The 15,148-nt window shown below is 62.7% G+C and carries 17 protein-coding genes; 15 read left to right on the top strand and 2 right to left on the bottom strand.

Annotated elements, in window-relative coordinates:
- Positions 1-51 precede the first annotated feature (51 nt).
- The 14 genes from DWY95_RS04360 (at position 52) to fabZ (ending at position 11,423) form a co-directional block, all read left to right on the top strand.
- A complete protein-coding gene (locus DWY95_RS04360) occupies positions 52-318 on the top strand; it encodes a type II toxin-antitoxin system prevent-host-death family antitoxin (RefSeq protein WP_097791698.1) in 267 nt (88 codons plus the stop codon).
- Positions 315-647 carry a type II toxin-antitoxin system RelE/ParE family toxin gene (locus DWY95_RS04355; protein WP_118552522.1) on the top strand — a complete coding sequence of 111 codons (333 nt, stop codon included), beginning with the start codon at positions 315-317 and terminating at the stop codon, positions 645-647. Before DWY95_RS04360 ends, DWY95_RS04355 begins: the two co-directional genes overlap by 4 nt.
- Positions 648-810: 163 nt before the next feature.
- Positions 811-1,413, top strand: a complete 603-nt coding sequence (locus DWY95_RS04350) for a GNAT family N-acetyltransferase (RefSeq protein ID WP_118552521.1) — start codon at positions 811-813, stop codon at positions 1,411-1,413.
- A 72-nt stretch (positions 1,414-1,485) separates the two neighbouring features.
- The gene (gene hflX / locus DWY95_RS04345) at positions 1,486-2,751 is read left to right on the top strand and encodes a GTPase HflX (protein ID WP_118552520.1); all 1,266 of its coding nucleotides are present in this window, start codon (positions 1,486-1,488) and stop codon (positions 2,749-2,751) included.
- 261 nt (positions 2,752-3,012) lie between these two features.
- Entirely contained in the window at positions 3,013-3,240 is a 228-nt protein-coding gene (gene acpP / locus DWY95_RS04340) for an acyl carrier protein (protein WP_097791694.1), read from the top strand.
- Positions 3,241-3,251: 11 nt separating this feature from the next.
- Positions 3,252-4,124 carry an acetyl-CoA carboxylase, carboxyltransferase subunit beta gene (gene accD, locus DWY95_RS04335; protein WP_118552519.1) on the top strand — a complete coding sequence of 291 codons (873 nt, stop codon included), beginning with the start codon at positions 3,252-3,254 and terminating at the stop codon, positions 4,122-4,124.
- A complete protein-coding gene (locus tag DWY95_RS04330; protein WP_118552518.1) occupies positions 4,121-5,074 on the top strand; it encodes an acetyl-CoA carboxylase carboxyltransferase subunit alpha in 954 nt (317 codons plus the stop codon). The genes accD and DWY95_RS04330 overlap by 4 nt, the downstream gene beginning before the upstream one ends.
- Positions 5,071-6,021, top strand: coding sequence for a beta-ketoacyl-ACP synthase III (locus DWY95_RS04325; protein WP_118552517.1), 951 nt, complete (start codon positions 5,071-5,073; stop codon positions 6,019-6,021). Before DWY95_RS04330 ends, DWY95_RS04325 begins: the two co-directional genes overlap by 4 nt.
- The gene (locus DWY95_RS04320) at positions 6,018-6,953 is read left to right on the top strand and encodes a DUF561 domain-containing protein (protein WP_097791690.1); all 936 of its coding nucleotides are present in this window, start codon (positions 6,018-6,020) and stop codon (positions 6,951-6,953) included. Before DWY95_RS04325 ends, DWY95_RS04320 begins: the two co-directional genes overlap by 4 nt.
- Complete coding sequence (locus DWY95_RS04315; protein ID WP_118552516.1) at positions 6,947-8,014, top strand: nitronate monooxygenase family protein; 1,068 nt, start codon at positions 6,947-6,949, stop codon at positions 8,012-8,014. Before DWY95_RS04320 ends, DWY95_RS04315 begins: the two co-directional genes overlap by 7 nt.
- A complete protein-coding gene (locus DWY95_RS04310) occupies positions 8,011-8,946 on the top strand; it encodes an ACP S-malonyltransferase (RefSeq protein WP_118552515.1) in 936 nt (311 codons plus the stop codon). The genes DWY95_RS04315 and DWY95_RS04310 overlap by 4 nt, the downstream gene beginning before the upstream one ends.
- The gene (fabG, locus tag DWY95_RS04305; protein ID WP_118552514.1) at positions 8,943-9,692 is read left to right on the top strand and encodes a 3-oxoacyl-[acyl-carrier-protein] reductase; all 750 of its coding nucleotides are present in this window, start codon (positions 8,943-8,945) and stop codon (positions 9,690-9,692) included. The genes DWY95_RS04310 and fabG overlap by 4 nt, the downstream gene beginning before the upstream one ends.
- A 15-nt stretch (positions 9,693-9,707) precedes the next feature.
- Complete coding sequence (fabF, locus tag DWY95_RS04300) at positions 9,708-10,946, top strand: beta-ketoacyl-ACP synthase II (RefSeq protein ID WP_118552513.1); 1,239 nt, start codon at positions 9,708-9,710, stop codon at positions 10,944-10,946.
- Between the two features lie 3 nt (positions 10,947-10,949).
- Positions 10,950-11,423, top strand: coding sequence for a 3-hydroxyacyl-ACP dehydratase FabZ (gene fabZ, locus DWY95_RS04295; protein ID WP_179859470.1), 474 nt, complete (start codon positions 10,950-10,952; stop codon positions 11,421-11,423).
- A gap of 106 nt (positions 11,424-11,529) precedes the next feature.
- Here fabZ and ugpC read toward each other — a convergent pair whose 3' ends face one another.
- Positions 11,530-12,645 carry a sn-glycerol-3-phosphate ABC transporter ATP-binding protein UgpC gene (ugpC, locus tag DWY95_RS04290; RefSeq protein ID WP_097791685.1) on the bottom strand — a complete coding sequence of 372 codons (1,116 nt, stop codon included), beginning with the start codon at positions 12,643-12,645 and terminating at the stop codon, positions 11,530-11,532.
- 130 nt (positions 12,646-12,775) lie between these two features.
- On the opposite strand from ugpC, the gene DWY95_RS04285 reads away from it, so the two are divergent.
- Entirely contained in the window at positions 12,776-13,636 is an 861-nt protein-coding gene (locus DWY95_RS04285; RefSeq protein ID WP_118552512.1) for an AraC family transcriptional regulator, read from the top strand.
- A 28-nt stretch (positions 13,637-13,664) separates the two neighbouring features.
- On the opposite strand, the gene DWY95_RS04280 is transcribed toward DWY95_RS04285, so the two are convergent.
- On the bottom strand, positions 13,665-14,963 hold the full coding sequence (locus tag DWY95_RS04280; protein ID WP_118552511.1) for an MATE family efflux transporter: 1,299 nt from the start codon (positions 14,961-14,963) through the stop codon (positions 13,665-13,667).
- Positions 14,964-15,148: the final 185 nt, after the last annotated feature.

Below are 15,148 nucleotides of genomic sequence, written 5' to 3'. Positions count from 1 at the left end.
GCTTTTGTACAAAAATTCAGATATAATTTTGTTATAAGGGAGGTGTATTCTATGCCCAAGATCCGTTCCAGCGCAGACCTGCGCAACAACTACAACGATATTTCCACGTTCTGCCACACCTATGCCGAACCCGTGTTCATCACGAAAAACGGCAAGGGAGATCTGGCCGTGATGAGCATCGAGACCTACGAAGAGATGGTCGGCCGTTTTGAATTATACGGCAAACTTCAGGAAGGTCTTGACGATGTCGCCGCCGGGCGGACGCGCCCACTGGAAGATGTTATTTCCGATCTGCGCAGCCGGAGGAATTTCCGATGAATTATTTCGTCCATGTAACCGACAAGGCCGGCCAGGACTTGGGAGAGTCATTCGACTATATTGACCTTACTCTGAAAAATCCATTGGCTGCCGATGTTCTTGTCGATACCGCCGAAAAGAAGCTGGCACAGCTTTCCACTTTTCCCAAACGCTATCCCGTTGTCCGTGACCCATTTCTGGCCAGCCTTGGCATCCGGTTTGTGCCTGTGCAAAGCTACCTGGCCTTTTATCAGGTCGATGAAGCTGCACAGACCGTCCATATCCTTCGGTTCCTTTACGGCAAAAGCAGTTGGGAATCCATCCTGAAGACCGATCTTGCACCTCATTGAACCCTCTCCCCGATCCTTCGGGGATTTTTTCGTTCTTTCTTCAGTTTAATGAAGTTTTCGCCCTTGTCAAGCATTTTTTCGGCGCATGGGACGGTTTTGCTTGCACCGGGGGCAATTTTGTGCTATCCTATGCGTAACTTTTATGGATGGGAGTGGAAGAACCATGCGCCATGCAGGCACACAGGAGATCGAAACGGAGCGGCTGATCTTGCGCCGCCTGACCCCGGAGGACGCCGGGATGATGTACACGAACTGGGCCAACGACCCGCAGGTGACCAAATACCTGCGGTGGGAGCCGCACAAAAACGCCGAAGAGACCCGCGAACTGCTGACCGCATGGGCACTGCTCTACCCGAATGGAGATTACTACCAGTGGGGCATTGTGGAAAAGGCCACCGGGCAGGTGTTTGGGTCCATCAGTATTTTCACATCCAGTTCCGCCGAACTGGAGCGTGACCCCTGGCCCGGTTTCGACCACACGAACGGCGTGTGGGAAGTGGGCTACTGCATCGGCAGAGCGTGGTGGAACAAAGGGTTTACCACCGAAGCCCTCCGCGCAGTTGTAGAATACTGGTTCAAAAATACAGACAGTAACTGGCTGGCCTGTGCACACGCATTCGAGAATCCCGCCAGCGGCAAGGTCATGACCAGGGCAGGCTTCGTCTACGACCACGACTCCGCATACCACAAATTCGACGGCACCCCGGTCCCCTGCAAGTGCTATGCTTTGACAAGAGAACATTACAACACCCTTGCCTGCCGGTGAGGGCCGCATTTTCCGCCCGTTTTTCGCAACATTTTGTTGAGTAAATGAGCAATTCAACAGAGAGGAACTATTTTGAGCGAACTTTACGATATTTTAGTCGAAACACCCCCGGCGAAGGTCATCCTTCTGGCACTGGATCAGGGCCTGTGGGACTGCGAGCGCAGCCTTGCCGAGCTGTCGGCCCTGTGCGAAGCCAACCACATGGAGGCCGTGGCTGAAGTGACCCAGAAGCGCCAGACCCCGGAGACCGGCATCGTGCTGGGCAGCGGCAAGCTGGAAGAAGCCCATCTCGCCGCCGAGGAGCTGGGTGCCGTGTGCGCCGTCTTTGACGGCGAACTGACCGGCAGCCAGATCCGCAACATCTCCACCGCGCTGGGCGGGCTGGAAGTCATCGACCGCACCATGCTGATTTTGGAGATCTTCCGCAGCCGCGCCGTGACCAACGAAGGCAAACTGCAGACGGAACTGGCCCTGCTGCGCTACCGTCTGCCCCGCCTGCAGGGTATGGGCGAGAGCCTGAGCCGCCAGGGCGGCGGCGGTGGCGGCGGCGGTGGTGCCCGCCGCGGTGCCGGTGAGACCAAGCTGGAGCTGGACCGCCGCCACGTCCACGCCCGCATCGACGCATTGGCTGAGAAGCTGGCCGAGATGGAGAAGCGCCGGGGCGAGAGCCGGAAGGCCCGCGCCAAGACCGGGATGCCGGTGGTCAGTCTGGTGGGCTACACCAACGTGGGCAAATCCAGCCTGATGAACGCCCTGTGCGGCCCCAGCGTCGCCGAGGCCGACATGCTGTTCGCTACACTGGACCCCACCAGCCGGAAACTGGTGCTCCCCAGCGGCATGGCGGTACTGCTCGTGGATACGGTCGGCTTTGTCTCCCGTCTGCCCCACAACCTGGTCGAGGCGTTCAAATCCACGCTGGAAGAAGCCGCCTGGTCGGACGTCATCGTCCGGGTGGCCGATGCAGGCGACGAACAGCGCGAAGAGCAGCTGGCCGTCACCGACGAGGTTCTGGACGGGCTGGACTGCGCCGACATCCCCCGCCTGACCGTCTACAATAAGTGCGACAAGCCCGGTGCCCTGTCCTTTGACCCGGATATCCTGCTGACCAGCGCCAAGACCGGCTATGGTCTGGACAAGCTGCTGCAAAAGCTGGATGAGACCCTCAGCGACCGGGTCCACACCCTCAAGGTCCTGCTCCCCTACGACAAGCTCGGCCTCGCCGCCCCCATGCGGGAGCGCGGCAGCGTGCAGGTGGAGGAGTACCGGGAAGACGGCCTTTACCTGGAAGGCATCGTCAAGACGGAAGATCTCCACTGCTTCGAAGGGTATCTCGTCTGACGAACGGTTCTGTAGAAAGTAAAATAGGTACGGTCTGCCGGACCGTACGGACTGCAAAGCGCGGAGTTTTTTGGCCGAATGGCTGAAAACTCCGCGCTTTTTTCGTGCAATCGGAGGAGCCAAAGTGTGTCAGAATTGTAAAAGATAAAATATTTTAACTATTTTTCTTGACTTATCCAACGATTTGGGTATAATGGTCGTGTTCGCAAGAAAACTCAAATTATTTAGATAATCATTGAAACAATAAAGGAGAAACCTACCATGACGTTTGAAGAGATGAAGAAGATCGTTGTTGACACCCTGAACTGCGATGCCGACAAGGTGACCATGGAAGCCAGCCTGACCGAGGACCTCGAAGCCGACAGCCTGGACGCTGTGGAACTGAACATGGCGCTGGAGGATGCCTGCGGCGTCTCCATCCCGGACGAGGAGCTGGCAAAGCTCAAGACCGTGGGCGACATCTACAACTACATCACCGCACACGTCTGAGGCTGAACGCTATGAACGATATCCGAGACCTGCTCCCCGGCCGGATGCGGGAGCGCACCTTCCAGCTGAAGGCCAAACGGGATGCCGGAGCCATCTGGCACGAACCGCAGTTCGTGGAGTGCAAGCAGTGCGGCCGCCGCGCCGCCCGCACCCTGTGGACGAAAAGCCTTTATGTCTGCCCCAACTGCGGCTATCACATGCCCATCGGCGGGTATTACCGGCTCAGTCTGGTGCTGGACCACGGCAGCTTCCGGGAGCTGGATGCAGATCTGGCCCCGCAGGATGTGCTGCATTTTCCGGAATATGAGGAAAAGCTGACCGCCGCCCAGAACAAGACCGGCCTGCGCGAAGCTGCTGTCACGGCAACGGGCCGCATCGGCGGGGTCGCCTGTGTGGCCGCCGTGCTGGACAGCCGGTTCTTCATGGGCAGCATGAGCACCGCTGTGGGCGATAAGATCACCCGCGCCGTGGAGTATGCCACCGCCAAGCGCCTGCCGCTGGTCATCTTTTCTGCCAGCGGCGGTGCCCGGATGCAGGAGGGCATCTTCAGCCTGATGCAGATGGCAAAGACCTCGGCCGCCATCCAGCGCTTTTCCGCCAAAGGCGGGCTGTACGTCAGCGTGCTGACCCACCCTACCACCGGCGGTGTGACGGCCAGCTTCGCCAGCCTGGGCGACATCATGCTGGCCGAACCGGATGCCCTCATCGGCTTTGCCGGGCCGCGCGTCATTGAGCAGACCATCGGCGAAAAGCTGCCCGCCGGGTTCCAGCGCAGTGAATTTCAGATGGAGCACGGCTTTGTGGACCAGGTGGTGCCCCGCAGTCAGCTGCGGGATACCCTGATCCAGGTCTTGCAGCTCCATGCAGGAGGAAAACACGCATGATCAAAGAGATTTTAGAGCAGCTGGCCCCGCTGGATGCCCAGATCGCCGCGCTGAAAGGCAGCGGCAATGACATGGAGGCCATCACGGCCCATGCGTCCGAACTGGCCGAGCTGGCCGTGGAAGAGGACGAGATCCTGCGCTCCTGCGGCCCGCTGACCGCCGAGGACCGGGTCTTTCTGGCCCGGCACCCGGAGCGTCCCCACATCGACGAAACGGTCTCGGCTCTGTTCACCGATTTCTTCGAGCAGCGGGGCGACCGCCAGTGCAAGGAGGACAGCGCCATCCTGGGCGGCGTGGCCCGGTTCCACGGGCTGCCGGTGACCGTCATCGGCCACCGCAAGGGTTCCACGCTGGAAGAGAATCTGGCCTGCAACTTTGGGATGCCCGGCCCGGAAGGGTACCGCAAGGCCCTGCGTCTGATGAAGCAGGCTGAAAAGTTCGGCCGCCCCATCATCACCTTTATCGACACGCCGGGCGCATACCCCGGCAAGGATGCCGAGGAGCGCGGGCAGGGCGAAGCCATTGCGCGGAACCTGATGGAGATGAGCGGCCTGACCGTTCCGGTCATTGCCGTCGTCACCGGCGAGGGGTCTTCCGGCGGTGCACTGGCACTGGGCGTGGCCAACCACATCCTGATGCTGGAAAACGCCGTCTACTCGGTGCTCAGCCCGGAGGGCTTTGCCAGCATCCTGTGGAAGGATGCCTCCCGCAGCGGCGAAGCCTGCGAGATGATGAAGCTGACCGCGCAGGACCTGTACCGCGACGGCATCGTGGAAGAAGTGATCCCGGAGCCGCTGGGCGGCGCACAGCGCGGCCATGCAGTCCTGTTCGAACACCTGGATACTGCTCTGCGCAACCACCTGCGGGAGCTGTGCCGCATGAATGGCCGGCAGCTGGCCGACCAGCGCTACAAAAAATACCGCCAGATCGGAGAAACGAGGAACGCATGAAGGGTTTGCAGCTGATCGCCACCGGCGGGGCACTGCCTGGCCGGACGGTCACAAACGAGGACTTGAGCCGCATGGTGGACACCAGCGATGAATGGATCACCAGCCGCACGGGCATCCGCACCCGGCACTGGTGCACAGACGAAGAATCGGCTGCAACGCTGGCCGTCCGGGCGGCAAAACAGGCATTGGAGCGCAGCGGCCTTGCCCCGGCGGACATTGCCTGCTGCATCTGCGCCACGCTGTCTGCGCCGGATGCCACCCCCAGTGTAGCCTGCCAGGTGCAGGCGGCTCTGGGTCTGCCCGAAGACCGGCCTGCGCTGGACGTCAACGCGGCCTGCTCCGGCTTCCTCTACGGCATGGGCGTGGCGCGGGGCCTGCTGGCGACACTGGGCGGGCAGTATGCACTGGTCATCGGGTGCGAAGCACTTTCCCGCCTGATGGACCCGGCCGACCGCTCCACCTGTGTGCTGTTCGGGGATGGAGCCGGTGCCGCAGTCTTCCAGCTGGCGGACACCCCCTTTGCGCTCACGCTGGGCGCGCGCGGCAGCGATGTGCTCCACGCCGGCGGGCCGTCCCGCGCAGGCTCCGCGCCCATCACGATGGATGGAAAGGCCGTCTTCCGCTTTGCCGTGGAGGCACTGCCCCACTGTCTGCACACCGTGCTGGACGAAACGCAGCGCACCCTCGACGATCTGTCGTGGGTGGTCTGCCATCAGGCCAACAGCCGCATCATCGACCACTGCGTCAAGGCGCTGCGGGCCGACCCGGCAAAATTTTATAAGAACATGGACCGTCACGGCAACACCAGCGCCGCCAGCATCCCGGTCGCTCTCAACGAGCTGGCCGAAAGCGGGCAGCTGAAGCCCGGCCAGCTGCTGGCCTGCATCGGCTTCGGCGGCGGGCTGACCTGGGGCGGCGCGATTTTTCAATACAAAGAGTGCGTATGAAACTGTTGAATGAAATTTTAGGCACAAAATACCCCATCATCCAGGGTGGCATGGCCAACATCGCCACCGGCGAGTTTGCCGCTGCCTGCTCCAACGCAGGTGCGCTGGGCATCATCGGCGCAGGCGGCATGAACGCCGACACCCTGCGTGAGAACATCCGCCGCTGCAAGCAGCTGACGGACAAGCCCTTCGGCGTGAACATCATGCTGATGCACCCGCAGGCCGATGAATTTGCAAAGATCGTGGTGGAAGAGGGCGTGCAGGTGGTCACCACCGGCGCAGGCAATCCGGGCAAATATGTGCCCGCATGGAAAGCCGCCGGCATCAAGGTGATCCCCGTGGTCGCCGCCGCCGTTCTGGCAAAGCATCTGGAGCCGCTGGGCATTGACGCCGTGATCGCCGAAGGCACCGAAAGCGGCGGCCATGTGGGCGAAATGACCACCATGGCGCTGGTCCCGCAGGTCGTGGACGCCGTCAGCGTTCCCGTGATCGCAGCGGGCGGCATCGCCGACGGCCGTCAGCTGGCCGCCGCGCTGGCACTGGGTGCCTGCGGTGTGCAGGTGGGCACCTGCCTGCTCGTGAGCGAGGAGTGCCCCATCCACGAAAACTACAAGGCGGCCCTGCTCAAGGCCAAGGACAGCGATACCATCGTGACGGGCCGCATCGGCGGCTCGCCGGTGCGTGTGCTGAAAAACCGGATGAGCCGGGAATATGTCCGGCAGGAAAAGGCCGGAGCCGACAAGATGGAGCTGGAAAAGTACACGCTGGGCAGCCTGCGCCGCGCCGTCTTTGAGGGCGACACCGCCACCGGCAGCCTGATGGCCGGTCAGGTGGCCGGTATGCTCCACGAGGTGCGCCCGGTGGCAGACATCCTCGACGACCTGTGGAACAGCGGGAGGCAGCGCATCGCCGCGCTGAACGAGGAATGCTGACCCTCGGCAAAAAGACTCTGTCCGTCCCCATCCTGCAGGGCGGCATGGGCGTAGGCGTTTCGCTGGGCGGGCTGGCCGGGGCCGTGGCGGCCTGCGGCGGCATGGGGTGCATCTCCACCGCCGATGCAGGCTACCGGGAACCGGATTTTGCCCGCGACCCGGTCCGCGCCAACCACCGCGCACTGGCGGCGGAGATCCGAAAGGCCAAAGACCTCGCCAAGGGCGCGGGCATGGTGGCCATCAACGCGATGGTAGCCACACAGGACTATGCCGCCGCCATCCGCACAGCGGTCGAAGCTGGCGTGGATGCCGTGGTGTCCGGTGCGGGTCTGCCGCTGGAACTGCCCGGCCTTGTGGATACGCCGGACGTGGCCATCGCCCCCATCGTGTCCAGCGGCCGGGCGGCAAAGCTCATCCTGCGCCGCTGGGCCAAGGCCTTCGGCCGGACCGCCGACTTTGTGGTGATCGAAGGCTGCAAGGCGGGCGGGCACCTCGGCTTTTCGGAAGAAGAGCTTCTTGCCGGGGCCTGCCAGACGCTGGACGACATCCTGCCGGAGGTCCTGGCCGAAGTCCGGCCCTATGAGGCACAGTTCGGCCACCCCATCCCGGTCTTCGTGGCGGGCGGCGTCTACACCGGTGCCGACATGGCCCATTTTACGAAGCTGGGGGCCGCAGGCGTCCAGCTGGCCACCCGCTTCATCCCAACGGTGGAGTGCGATGCTGCGCAGGGGTACAAGGACGTTCTGCTGAAGGCCCGCCCCGAAGATGTGCGCATCATCCACAGCCCGGTGGGGATGCCGGGCCGGGCACTGAACACGCCGCTGGTGCAGGCGCTGGCGGAAGGCCGACGCTTTCCGCCCCGGCACTGCGCCCGCTGCCTGAAGACCTGCGACCCCGCCTGTGTGCCCTACTGCATCACCCATGCACTGATCGAAGCGGTCAAGGGCAACGTGGAGGAAGGTCTTTTCTTCTGCGGGGACAATGTGGGCCGGCTGGACCGGATGTATACCGTCCGTGAACTGATGGACGAACTTGTGACCGAATGGAGGCAGAACGCATGAAACTTGCCGTGTTGTATGCCGGCCAGGGTGCGCAGCACCCCGGCATGGGCAAAGAATTTTACGAAGCATCGCCCGCCTTCCGGGCCGCATTCGACAGCGCCGTGCTGGATTTTGACCTGCACCGCGTCTGCTTTGAGGACCCGGACGGCGTTTTGGGGCAGACCCAATACACCCAGCCCTGCATGGTGGCCTTTGCCTGCGGCGTGACCGCCGTGCTGGCCGAAAAGGGCGTACAGCCCGCATACACCGCCGGGCTTTCCCTCGGCGAATATTCCGCGCTGGAAGCAGCCGGGGTGTTCACCGCGAAACAGGCCATCGAGCTGGCCGCCTACCGCGGCAAAGCCATGGCCGATGCCGCCAACGGCATCGACTGCGGCATGACTGCCGTGCTGAATCTGGACCGCGAGACCCTTGCACAGTGCTGCGAACAGGCTTCGGCTCTGGGCTGTGTCCAGATCTGCAACTACAACTGTCCGGGTCAGCTGGTCATCGGCGGCGAAAAGGCTGCGGTGGAGCAGGCTGCCGTGCTGGCGAAATCCGCCGGTGCCCGCCGCTGCATCCCGCTCAACGTGAGCGGCCCCTTCCATACCAGGCTCATGGCCCCCGCCGGGGACGCCCTCGCCCGCCGGTTCGAGACCGAATCCTTCGGCGAAATGCGCGTTCCGGTGCTGTTCAACTGCCTGGGCCGCGAAAAGGCTGCGGAGGACAGCATCCCGGCCCTGCTGGTCCGGCAGGTGAAGAGCAGCGTCTACATGGAAGATACCCTGCGCCGTCTGGGCGAGCTGGGCGTGGACCACATTCTGGAAGTCGGCCCCGGCAAGGCCCTGAGCGGTTTTGTGAAAAAGACTCTGCCCGGCGTCGAATGCGCTGCGGTGGAGACCCCGGAAGAACTGGACGCCGTGCTGGACGCATGGAAAAAGGAGACCGTATGAGCGAACAGACTCTGACCCGCGCCGCCGTCGTGACCGGCGGGAGCCGCGGCATCGGCCGCGCCGTCTGCACCGCACTGGCAAAACAGGGCGTGAACGTGGTGGTCAACTACTGCCACGGCGAAGCCGCTGCGGCCGAGACCGTCGCGCTGTGCAAAGCCGCAGGCGCAGACGCCGTGGCCGTGCAGGCCGATGTTTCCACCGCCGCAGGCTGCAAAGCGCTGTTTGACGCCGCCGCGGCCGCCTTTGGCCGGGTGGATATCCTGGTGAACAACGCGGGCATCACCCGCGATAACCTCATCCTCCGCCTGACCGAAGAGGACTTTGACGCCGTGCTGGACGCCAACCTCAAGGGTGCTTTCCTCTGCTGTAAGGAAGCCGCCCGCCGCATGGTGCGCCAGCGGTATGGCCGCATCGTGAACCTTTCCAGCGTTGTGGCGCTGCGGGGCAATGCCGGCCAGACCAACTATGCTGCCAGCAAGGCCGGCCTCATCGGCCTGACCAAGAGTTTGGCGCGGGAGCTGGCCAGCCGGAACGTCACGGTGAATGCCGTTGCGCCCGGCTTTATTGAGACCGATATGACCGCCGCTCTGCCGGAAGCCGTCCGCGCCGAAATGGCCAAAGGCATCCCGGCGGGCCGGGCCGGCAGCCCGGAGGATGTGGCGAACGCGGTGGCATTCTTCACCGCTGAACAAAGCAGCTATCTCACCGGGCAGGTGCTCTGTGTGGATGGCGGCATGGCAATGTAAAAGGAGAACTTTCGCATGGAAAAACGCAGAGTCGTGATCACCGGCCTTGGCACTGTGAACCCGCTGGGCAACAACGTTTCCGCAAGCTGGGATGCTGCCATGGCAGGCAAATGCGGTATCGGGCCCATCACCCAGTTCGATGCCAGCGAATTCAAGTGCAAGCTGGCAGGCGAAGTCAAGAACTTTGACCCGGAGACCGTCGTAGACAAAAAAGAAGCCCGCAAGATGGCCCGTTTCACCCTGCTGGCGCTGGCTGCGGCCGCCGAAGCCATTGCGGACAGCGGCCTGGACACCGAAGCGGAAGCCCGCCAGATCGGCGTCATCCTTTCCAGCGGCATCGGCGGTCTGCCCACCATCGAAGAGCAGCACACCCGCGGCGAGGAAAAAGGGATGGAGAAGGTCAGCCCCTACTTCGTCCCCATGTCCATCGCGAACATGGCCGCAGCGCAGATCGCCATCCGCTTCGGGCTGAAGGGGATGTGCACCTGCCCGGTGACTGCCTGTGCAGGCGGCACCAACGCCGTGGGCGATGCTTTCCACCGCATCCGTGATGGCTATGAGCCGGTCATGGTCTGCGGCGGTGCCGAAAGCTGCATCAGCCCGCTGGGCATCGGCGGCTTCACCAGCATGAAGGCGCTTTCCACGGCTTCCGACCCGGATGCCGCCAGCCTGCCCTTCGACGCCCGCCGCGGCGGCTTCGTCATGGGCGAGGGCAGCGGTGTGCTGGTGCTGGAAGAACTGGAACACGCGAAAGCGCGCGGTGCGCACATCTATGCCGAAGTGGTGGGCTACGGTGCCAACTGCGACGCCTACCACTTCACCGCACCGGCCCCCGGCGGCGCAGGTGCCATCGACTGCATGAAGCTGGCGCTGGCCGACGGTCAGGTCGCTCCGGAAGCCATCGACCACATCAATGCCCACGGCACCGGCACCCACATGAACGACAGCTGCGAGACCGCCGCCATCCATGCGGTGTTCGGTGCCCATGCCGGGGACATCGCCGTCGTTTCGACCAAGAGCATGACCGGCCATCTGCTGGGCGGCGCAGGCGGCGTGGAAGCCGTGTTCACCGCGCTGGCGCTGCGCGACCAGTTTGCACCGCCCACCATCCACTACGAGCAGCCCGACCCGGAATGCGACCTGGATTACGTTCCCAACACCGGCCGCTCCATGAAGATGGAATACGCGCTCAGCAACAGTCTGGGCTTTGGCGGGCACAATGCCTGCCTCGTGTTCCGGAAATGGGAGGGCTGAGCCATGGCTGAACCCCGCATCGTGCGCGAAACGCCCCATGCCCTCACGGCAGAGCAGATCGCAGCCATCCTCCCGCACCGCTACCCCTTCGCCCTCGTGGACCGCATCCTGGACTACGAGCCGGGCCAGTGGGCCATTGGCCGCAAATGCGTGACCCGCAACGAAGAATTTTTCAACGGCCACTTCCCCGGTGCGCCCGTCATGCCCGGTGTCCTCATCCTCGAAGCACTGGCCCAGACCGGCGCTGTGGCGGCGCTCAGTCTTCCGGAGAATCAGGGCAAGCTCGCCCTTTTCGGCGGCATCAAAAACGCCCGCTTCCGCAAACAGGTCACACCCGGCGATGTGCTCACCCTCCACTGCGAGCTGGTGGAACAGCACGGCCCGGTGGGCATCGGCAAAGCCTCGGCCTATGTGGACGGCAAGTGCGCCGCCACCGCAGAGCTGACCTTTGTGCTGACCGAAAAGGCAGACGCCTGACATCCGTTTTTTCAAGCGAATAAAATACGCAAAAACAGCAGCCGCCGGGAATCTCTTCCCGGCGGCTGCTGCTATTAGGAGGACCAAAAGCGATCCCTGGAAAAACTTAGTTCAGGATGGTCTGCTCGGTCTCGACGTCGAAGACATGGACCTTGTGCGGATCGAAGGCGACCCTGACGGTGTCTCCGTTGCGGGCCTTGGAGGTGGGAGCCACACGAGCGGTCATCTTGTTGCCCTTGTACTCCAGGTACAGGTAGATCTCAGCGCCCATCATCTCGGAGACGTCGACCTGAGTTTCCAGGTGGCAGTCCGGATGCTTTGCCATAAATTCGGGCTCGTCGTCGATGTCCTCAGGACGGATGCCCATCTTGACCTTCTTGCCGACATAGGAGTCCAGCTTGCCGTCTGCCGTCTTCTCCTTGGGCAGGGGGATGGAATCGCCGCCCAGGTCGATGGCATACTGGTCGCCATTCTTGGTCACGGTGCCGTCCAGGAAGTTCATCTGGGGGCTGCCGATGAAGCCTGCGACGAACATGTTGCAGGGCATATCATACAGGTTCTGCGGGGTATCGACCTGCTGGATGATGCCGTCCTTCATAACGACGATGCGGTCGCCCATGGTCATAGCCTCGGTCTGGTCGTGGGTAACGTAGATGAAGGTGGTAGCCAGCTTCTTGTGCAGCTTGATGATCTCGGTGCGCATGCTGGTACGCAGCTTTGCATCCAGGTTGGACAGAGGCTCGTCCAGCAGGAAGACGGCCGGGTTACGGACCATTGCGCGGCCCAGAGCAACACGCTGGCGCTGGCCGCCGGACAGAGCCTTCGGCTTACGGTCGAGCAGGTGCTCGATCTCCAGGATCTTGGCAGCCTCGTGGACGCGGCGGTCGATCTCGTCCTTCGGGGTCTTGCGCAGCTCCAGACCGAATGCGATGTTCTTGTAAACGGTCATGTGGGGATACAGAGCGTAGCTCTGGAACACCATGGCGATATCGCGGTCCTTCGGGGGGACGTCGTTGATCAGACGGCCGCCGATGTACATCTCGCCCTTGGAGATCTCCTCCAGGCCGGCGATCATGCGCAGGGTGGTGGACTTGCCGCAGCCAGAGGGGCCGACGAAGATGATGAATTCCTTATCCTGGATCTCCAGGTTGAAGTCGGTAACAGAAGGAGCGGTAGCGCCCGGATAGATCTTGTAAATGTGCTGGCAGCTAATCGAAGCCATAGGTCATTTGCCTCCATTATTTTTTATCAGGTTCGCACCGCTTCTTGACGAGGGGTGCTTTCGTTGTTATTATAATAGCAGATTATTTTGTGATATAAAATAGCATTTTATTGATTTGAGGTGTCAGATATTGATTTTTGATTGGAGCACCACCGCAGCGCTGGCCTCGGTGCAGGATGTCCAGCCCGAAAGCCCCCTCACGCTGGCGGGCGAAGGGCTGTGGGTGTGCCTGGTCTCCAGCGGAAAATGCACGGCTTCCCTGCCCGCTGCCGGGCCGTCCCCGGCGGGGTCGGCTCTCGTCCTGCCGCCCCAGAGCGTGTCTGCCGGCCATCTGATCCTGAGCCGCGCTCCGCTGGCCCTTGCCCCGGAGGGCGGCTGCCATCTGCTCTGCATCCAGCTCACCGGGCAGGCGGCGGCGCAGTTCCTCGCCGGGCTGACCGAGCTGCCCTTTCTGGCCCGCGGCGAGACCTGCCCTGCCGCCGCCGAACTGATGGGGCGGCTGGCCGCAGAGGCCGGAGCAGAGCTTCTCAGCGCCCCGCACAGCCGCGCCGTCAGCCAGCTCGCCTTTGCACTGCTGTGCGAGCTGTCGGGGGCCGACAGCGCTGCGCCCTCCCTGCCGCCCCTCGTCACCGCCGCCATCGAGGACATCCGCCAGAACTACGCGGGCCTCTACGGCGTGGAGGAGCTCAGCGAGCGGCTGGGCGTCTCGAAAAGCCACCTCGTCCGCACCTTCACGGCCGCAGTGGGGGTGCCGCCGGGACGGTATCTGACCACCGTCCGCATCGAAGCGGCCATGCGTCTGCTCCTCCACCGGGAATACACGCTGGACGTCATCGCCAGCCTGTGCGGCTTTTCCGGAGCGAACTACCTCTGCCGCGTCTTCAAAAAAGAGACCGGCCACTCCCCCGCGCAGTGGCGGGCCATGGCCGGTCAGGCAGTGCGCCCCCTCTCGCCCGCCGAAAGCAAACGGGAGCAGGAGCTCTATATTTAATGTACCGGGGCTGCTCTGCCCCGCTTTTTTATGCCCTTCCGGCCTTCCGCTTCAGCAGGAAGACGGTCAGCGCCAGTGTGATGGCCTCCGAGACCGGGAACGCCGCCCAGACGCCGTTCATCCCGAACAGTGCGCTCAGCACCAGCGAACAGACCACGATGGCCACCATGCCGCGGCACAGTGAGGTGATGGAGGCCTCCGCCGGGCGGTTGACGGCCCCCAGATAGCCCGCCGCCACGATGTTGCAGCCCGCGAAGAAGTACCCCACGAAGTAGATGCGCATCCCGCTGTGGGCAAACTCAGCCATGAGCGCGGAGTTCTCGCTGTTGAAGAGAGCCGTCAGCACATCGGTATACCCGAACACGACGCCGTACAGCAGCGCCGCCAGTCCCAGCGCTGTGCCGCAGCCCAGCAGCAGGAGCTTTCTGGCCCCGGCCATCTCATTTTTGCCGTAGCACTGGCTCACCAACGGCTGCGCGCCCTGCGCCACGCCGTTGAAGATGGCTGTTGCCACCAGCGCAAAGTTCGCCACGACGCCATAGGCCGCCACAGCCACATTGCCCGCCAGGCGCAGCAGCAGGAAGTTGAATACGGTGGTCGTCACGCCGGAGGAAAGCTCCCCGACAAAGCCGGAGATGCCCAGCTGGCAGCTCTGGGCCAGCAGCCTGACGGACGGTGCCTTGCGCACAAAGGTGATGGTGTTGCTCTTCTTTATAAAATGTGCGCTGCATACGGCAATGCTCAATATCGGCGAGATGGCCGTTGCCAGCGCCGCACCGGGCAGACCCAGGCCCATCGGGAAGATGAAGATGTAGTCGAACACCACATTGAACAGACTGCCGCTCAGCGTCGCCACCATGGCCAGCGAGGGGTCGCCGTCGTTGCGGACGAAGGACGCCACCACATAGTTGCACATAAAGAAGGGGGTGAACATCAGGAAGATGCGGGCATAGTTCATGCCCAGCGCCACGATGTCCGCATCGCCGCCCATCAGCCGCAGCAGGCCGTCCGGGCGGAAGATGCCCACCAGCATGAACGGCACCGCCAGGATGCAGACGCTGAAAATGGCATTGGAGAAATAGCGCTGCGCCCGCGCATCCCCCTGCGCCCGCAGGATGGCATAGCGGGTGGCCGCGCCCAGGCCGATCATCGAGCCGAAGGCAAAGATGAGATTATAGATGGGCAGGCAGAGGTTCAGCAGGGTCACGCCGTCGGTGCCCGCCGCCTGCGCAATGAAATAGGTATCCGCCAGGATGTAGCACGACGTTCCCAGCAGGCCGAAAATGTTCTGGGAAACGTATTTGAAAAACTGCTTTGTCAGGTTCATGAAGCGTCCTTTCTGTCCATTCTTACACTTGTTCGCCAGTTTAGCACAGGTTTACGCAAAATGTCAATCTCGTGCGGCAGACCGCTCCCACGGAACGGTTGCTTTTCCCCGCCGCACGAGGGGAGTTTTACCGGCGAGTATCCGAGGTAGGGACCCGACGCGAAACATTGGGGAGGGCATGGAAT

This window comes from Faecalibacterium sp. AF28-13AC, from assembly GCF_003478405.1.
In the GTDB taxonomy this organism is placed as follows: domain Bacteria; phylum Bacillota; class Clostridia; order Oscillospirales; family Ruminococcaceae; genus Faecalibacterium; species Faecalibacterium prausnitzii_E.
The sequence above is the reverse complement of the archived record's forward strand: the minus strand, read 5'-3'. Positions and strand labels throughout refer to the sequence as shown.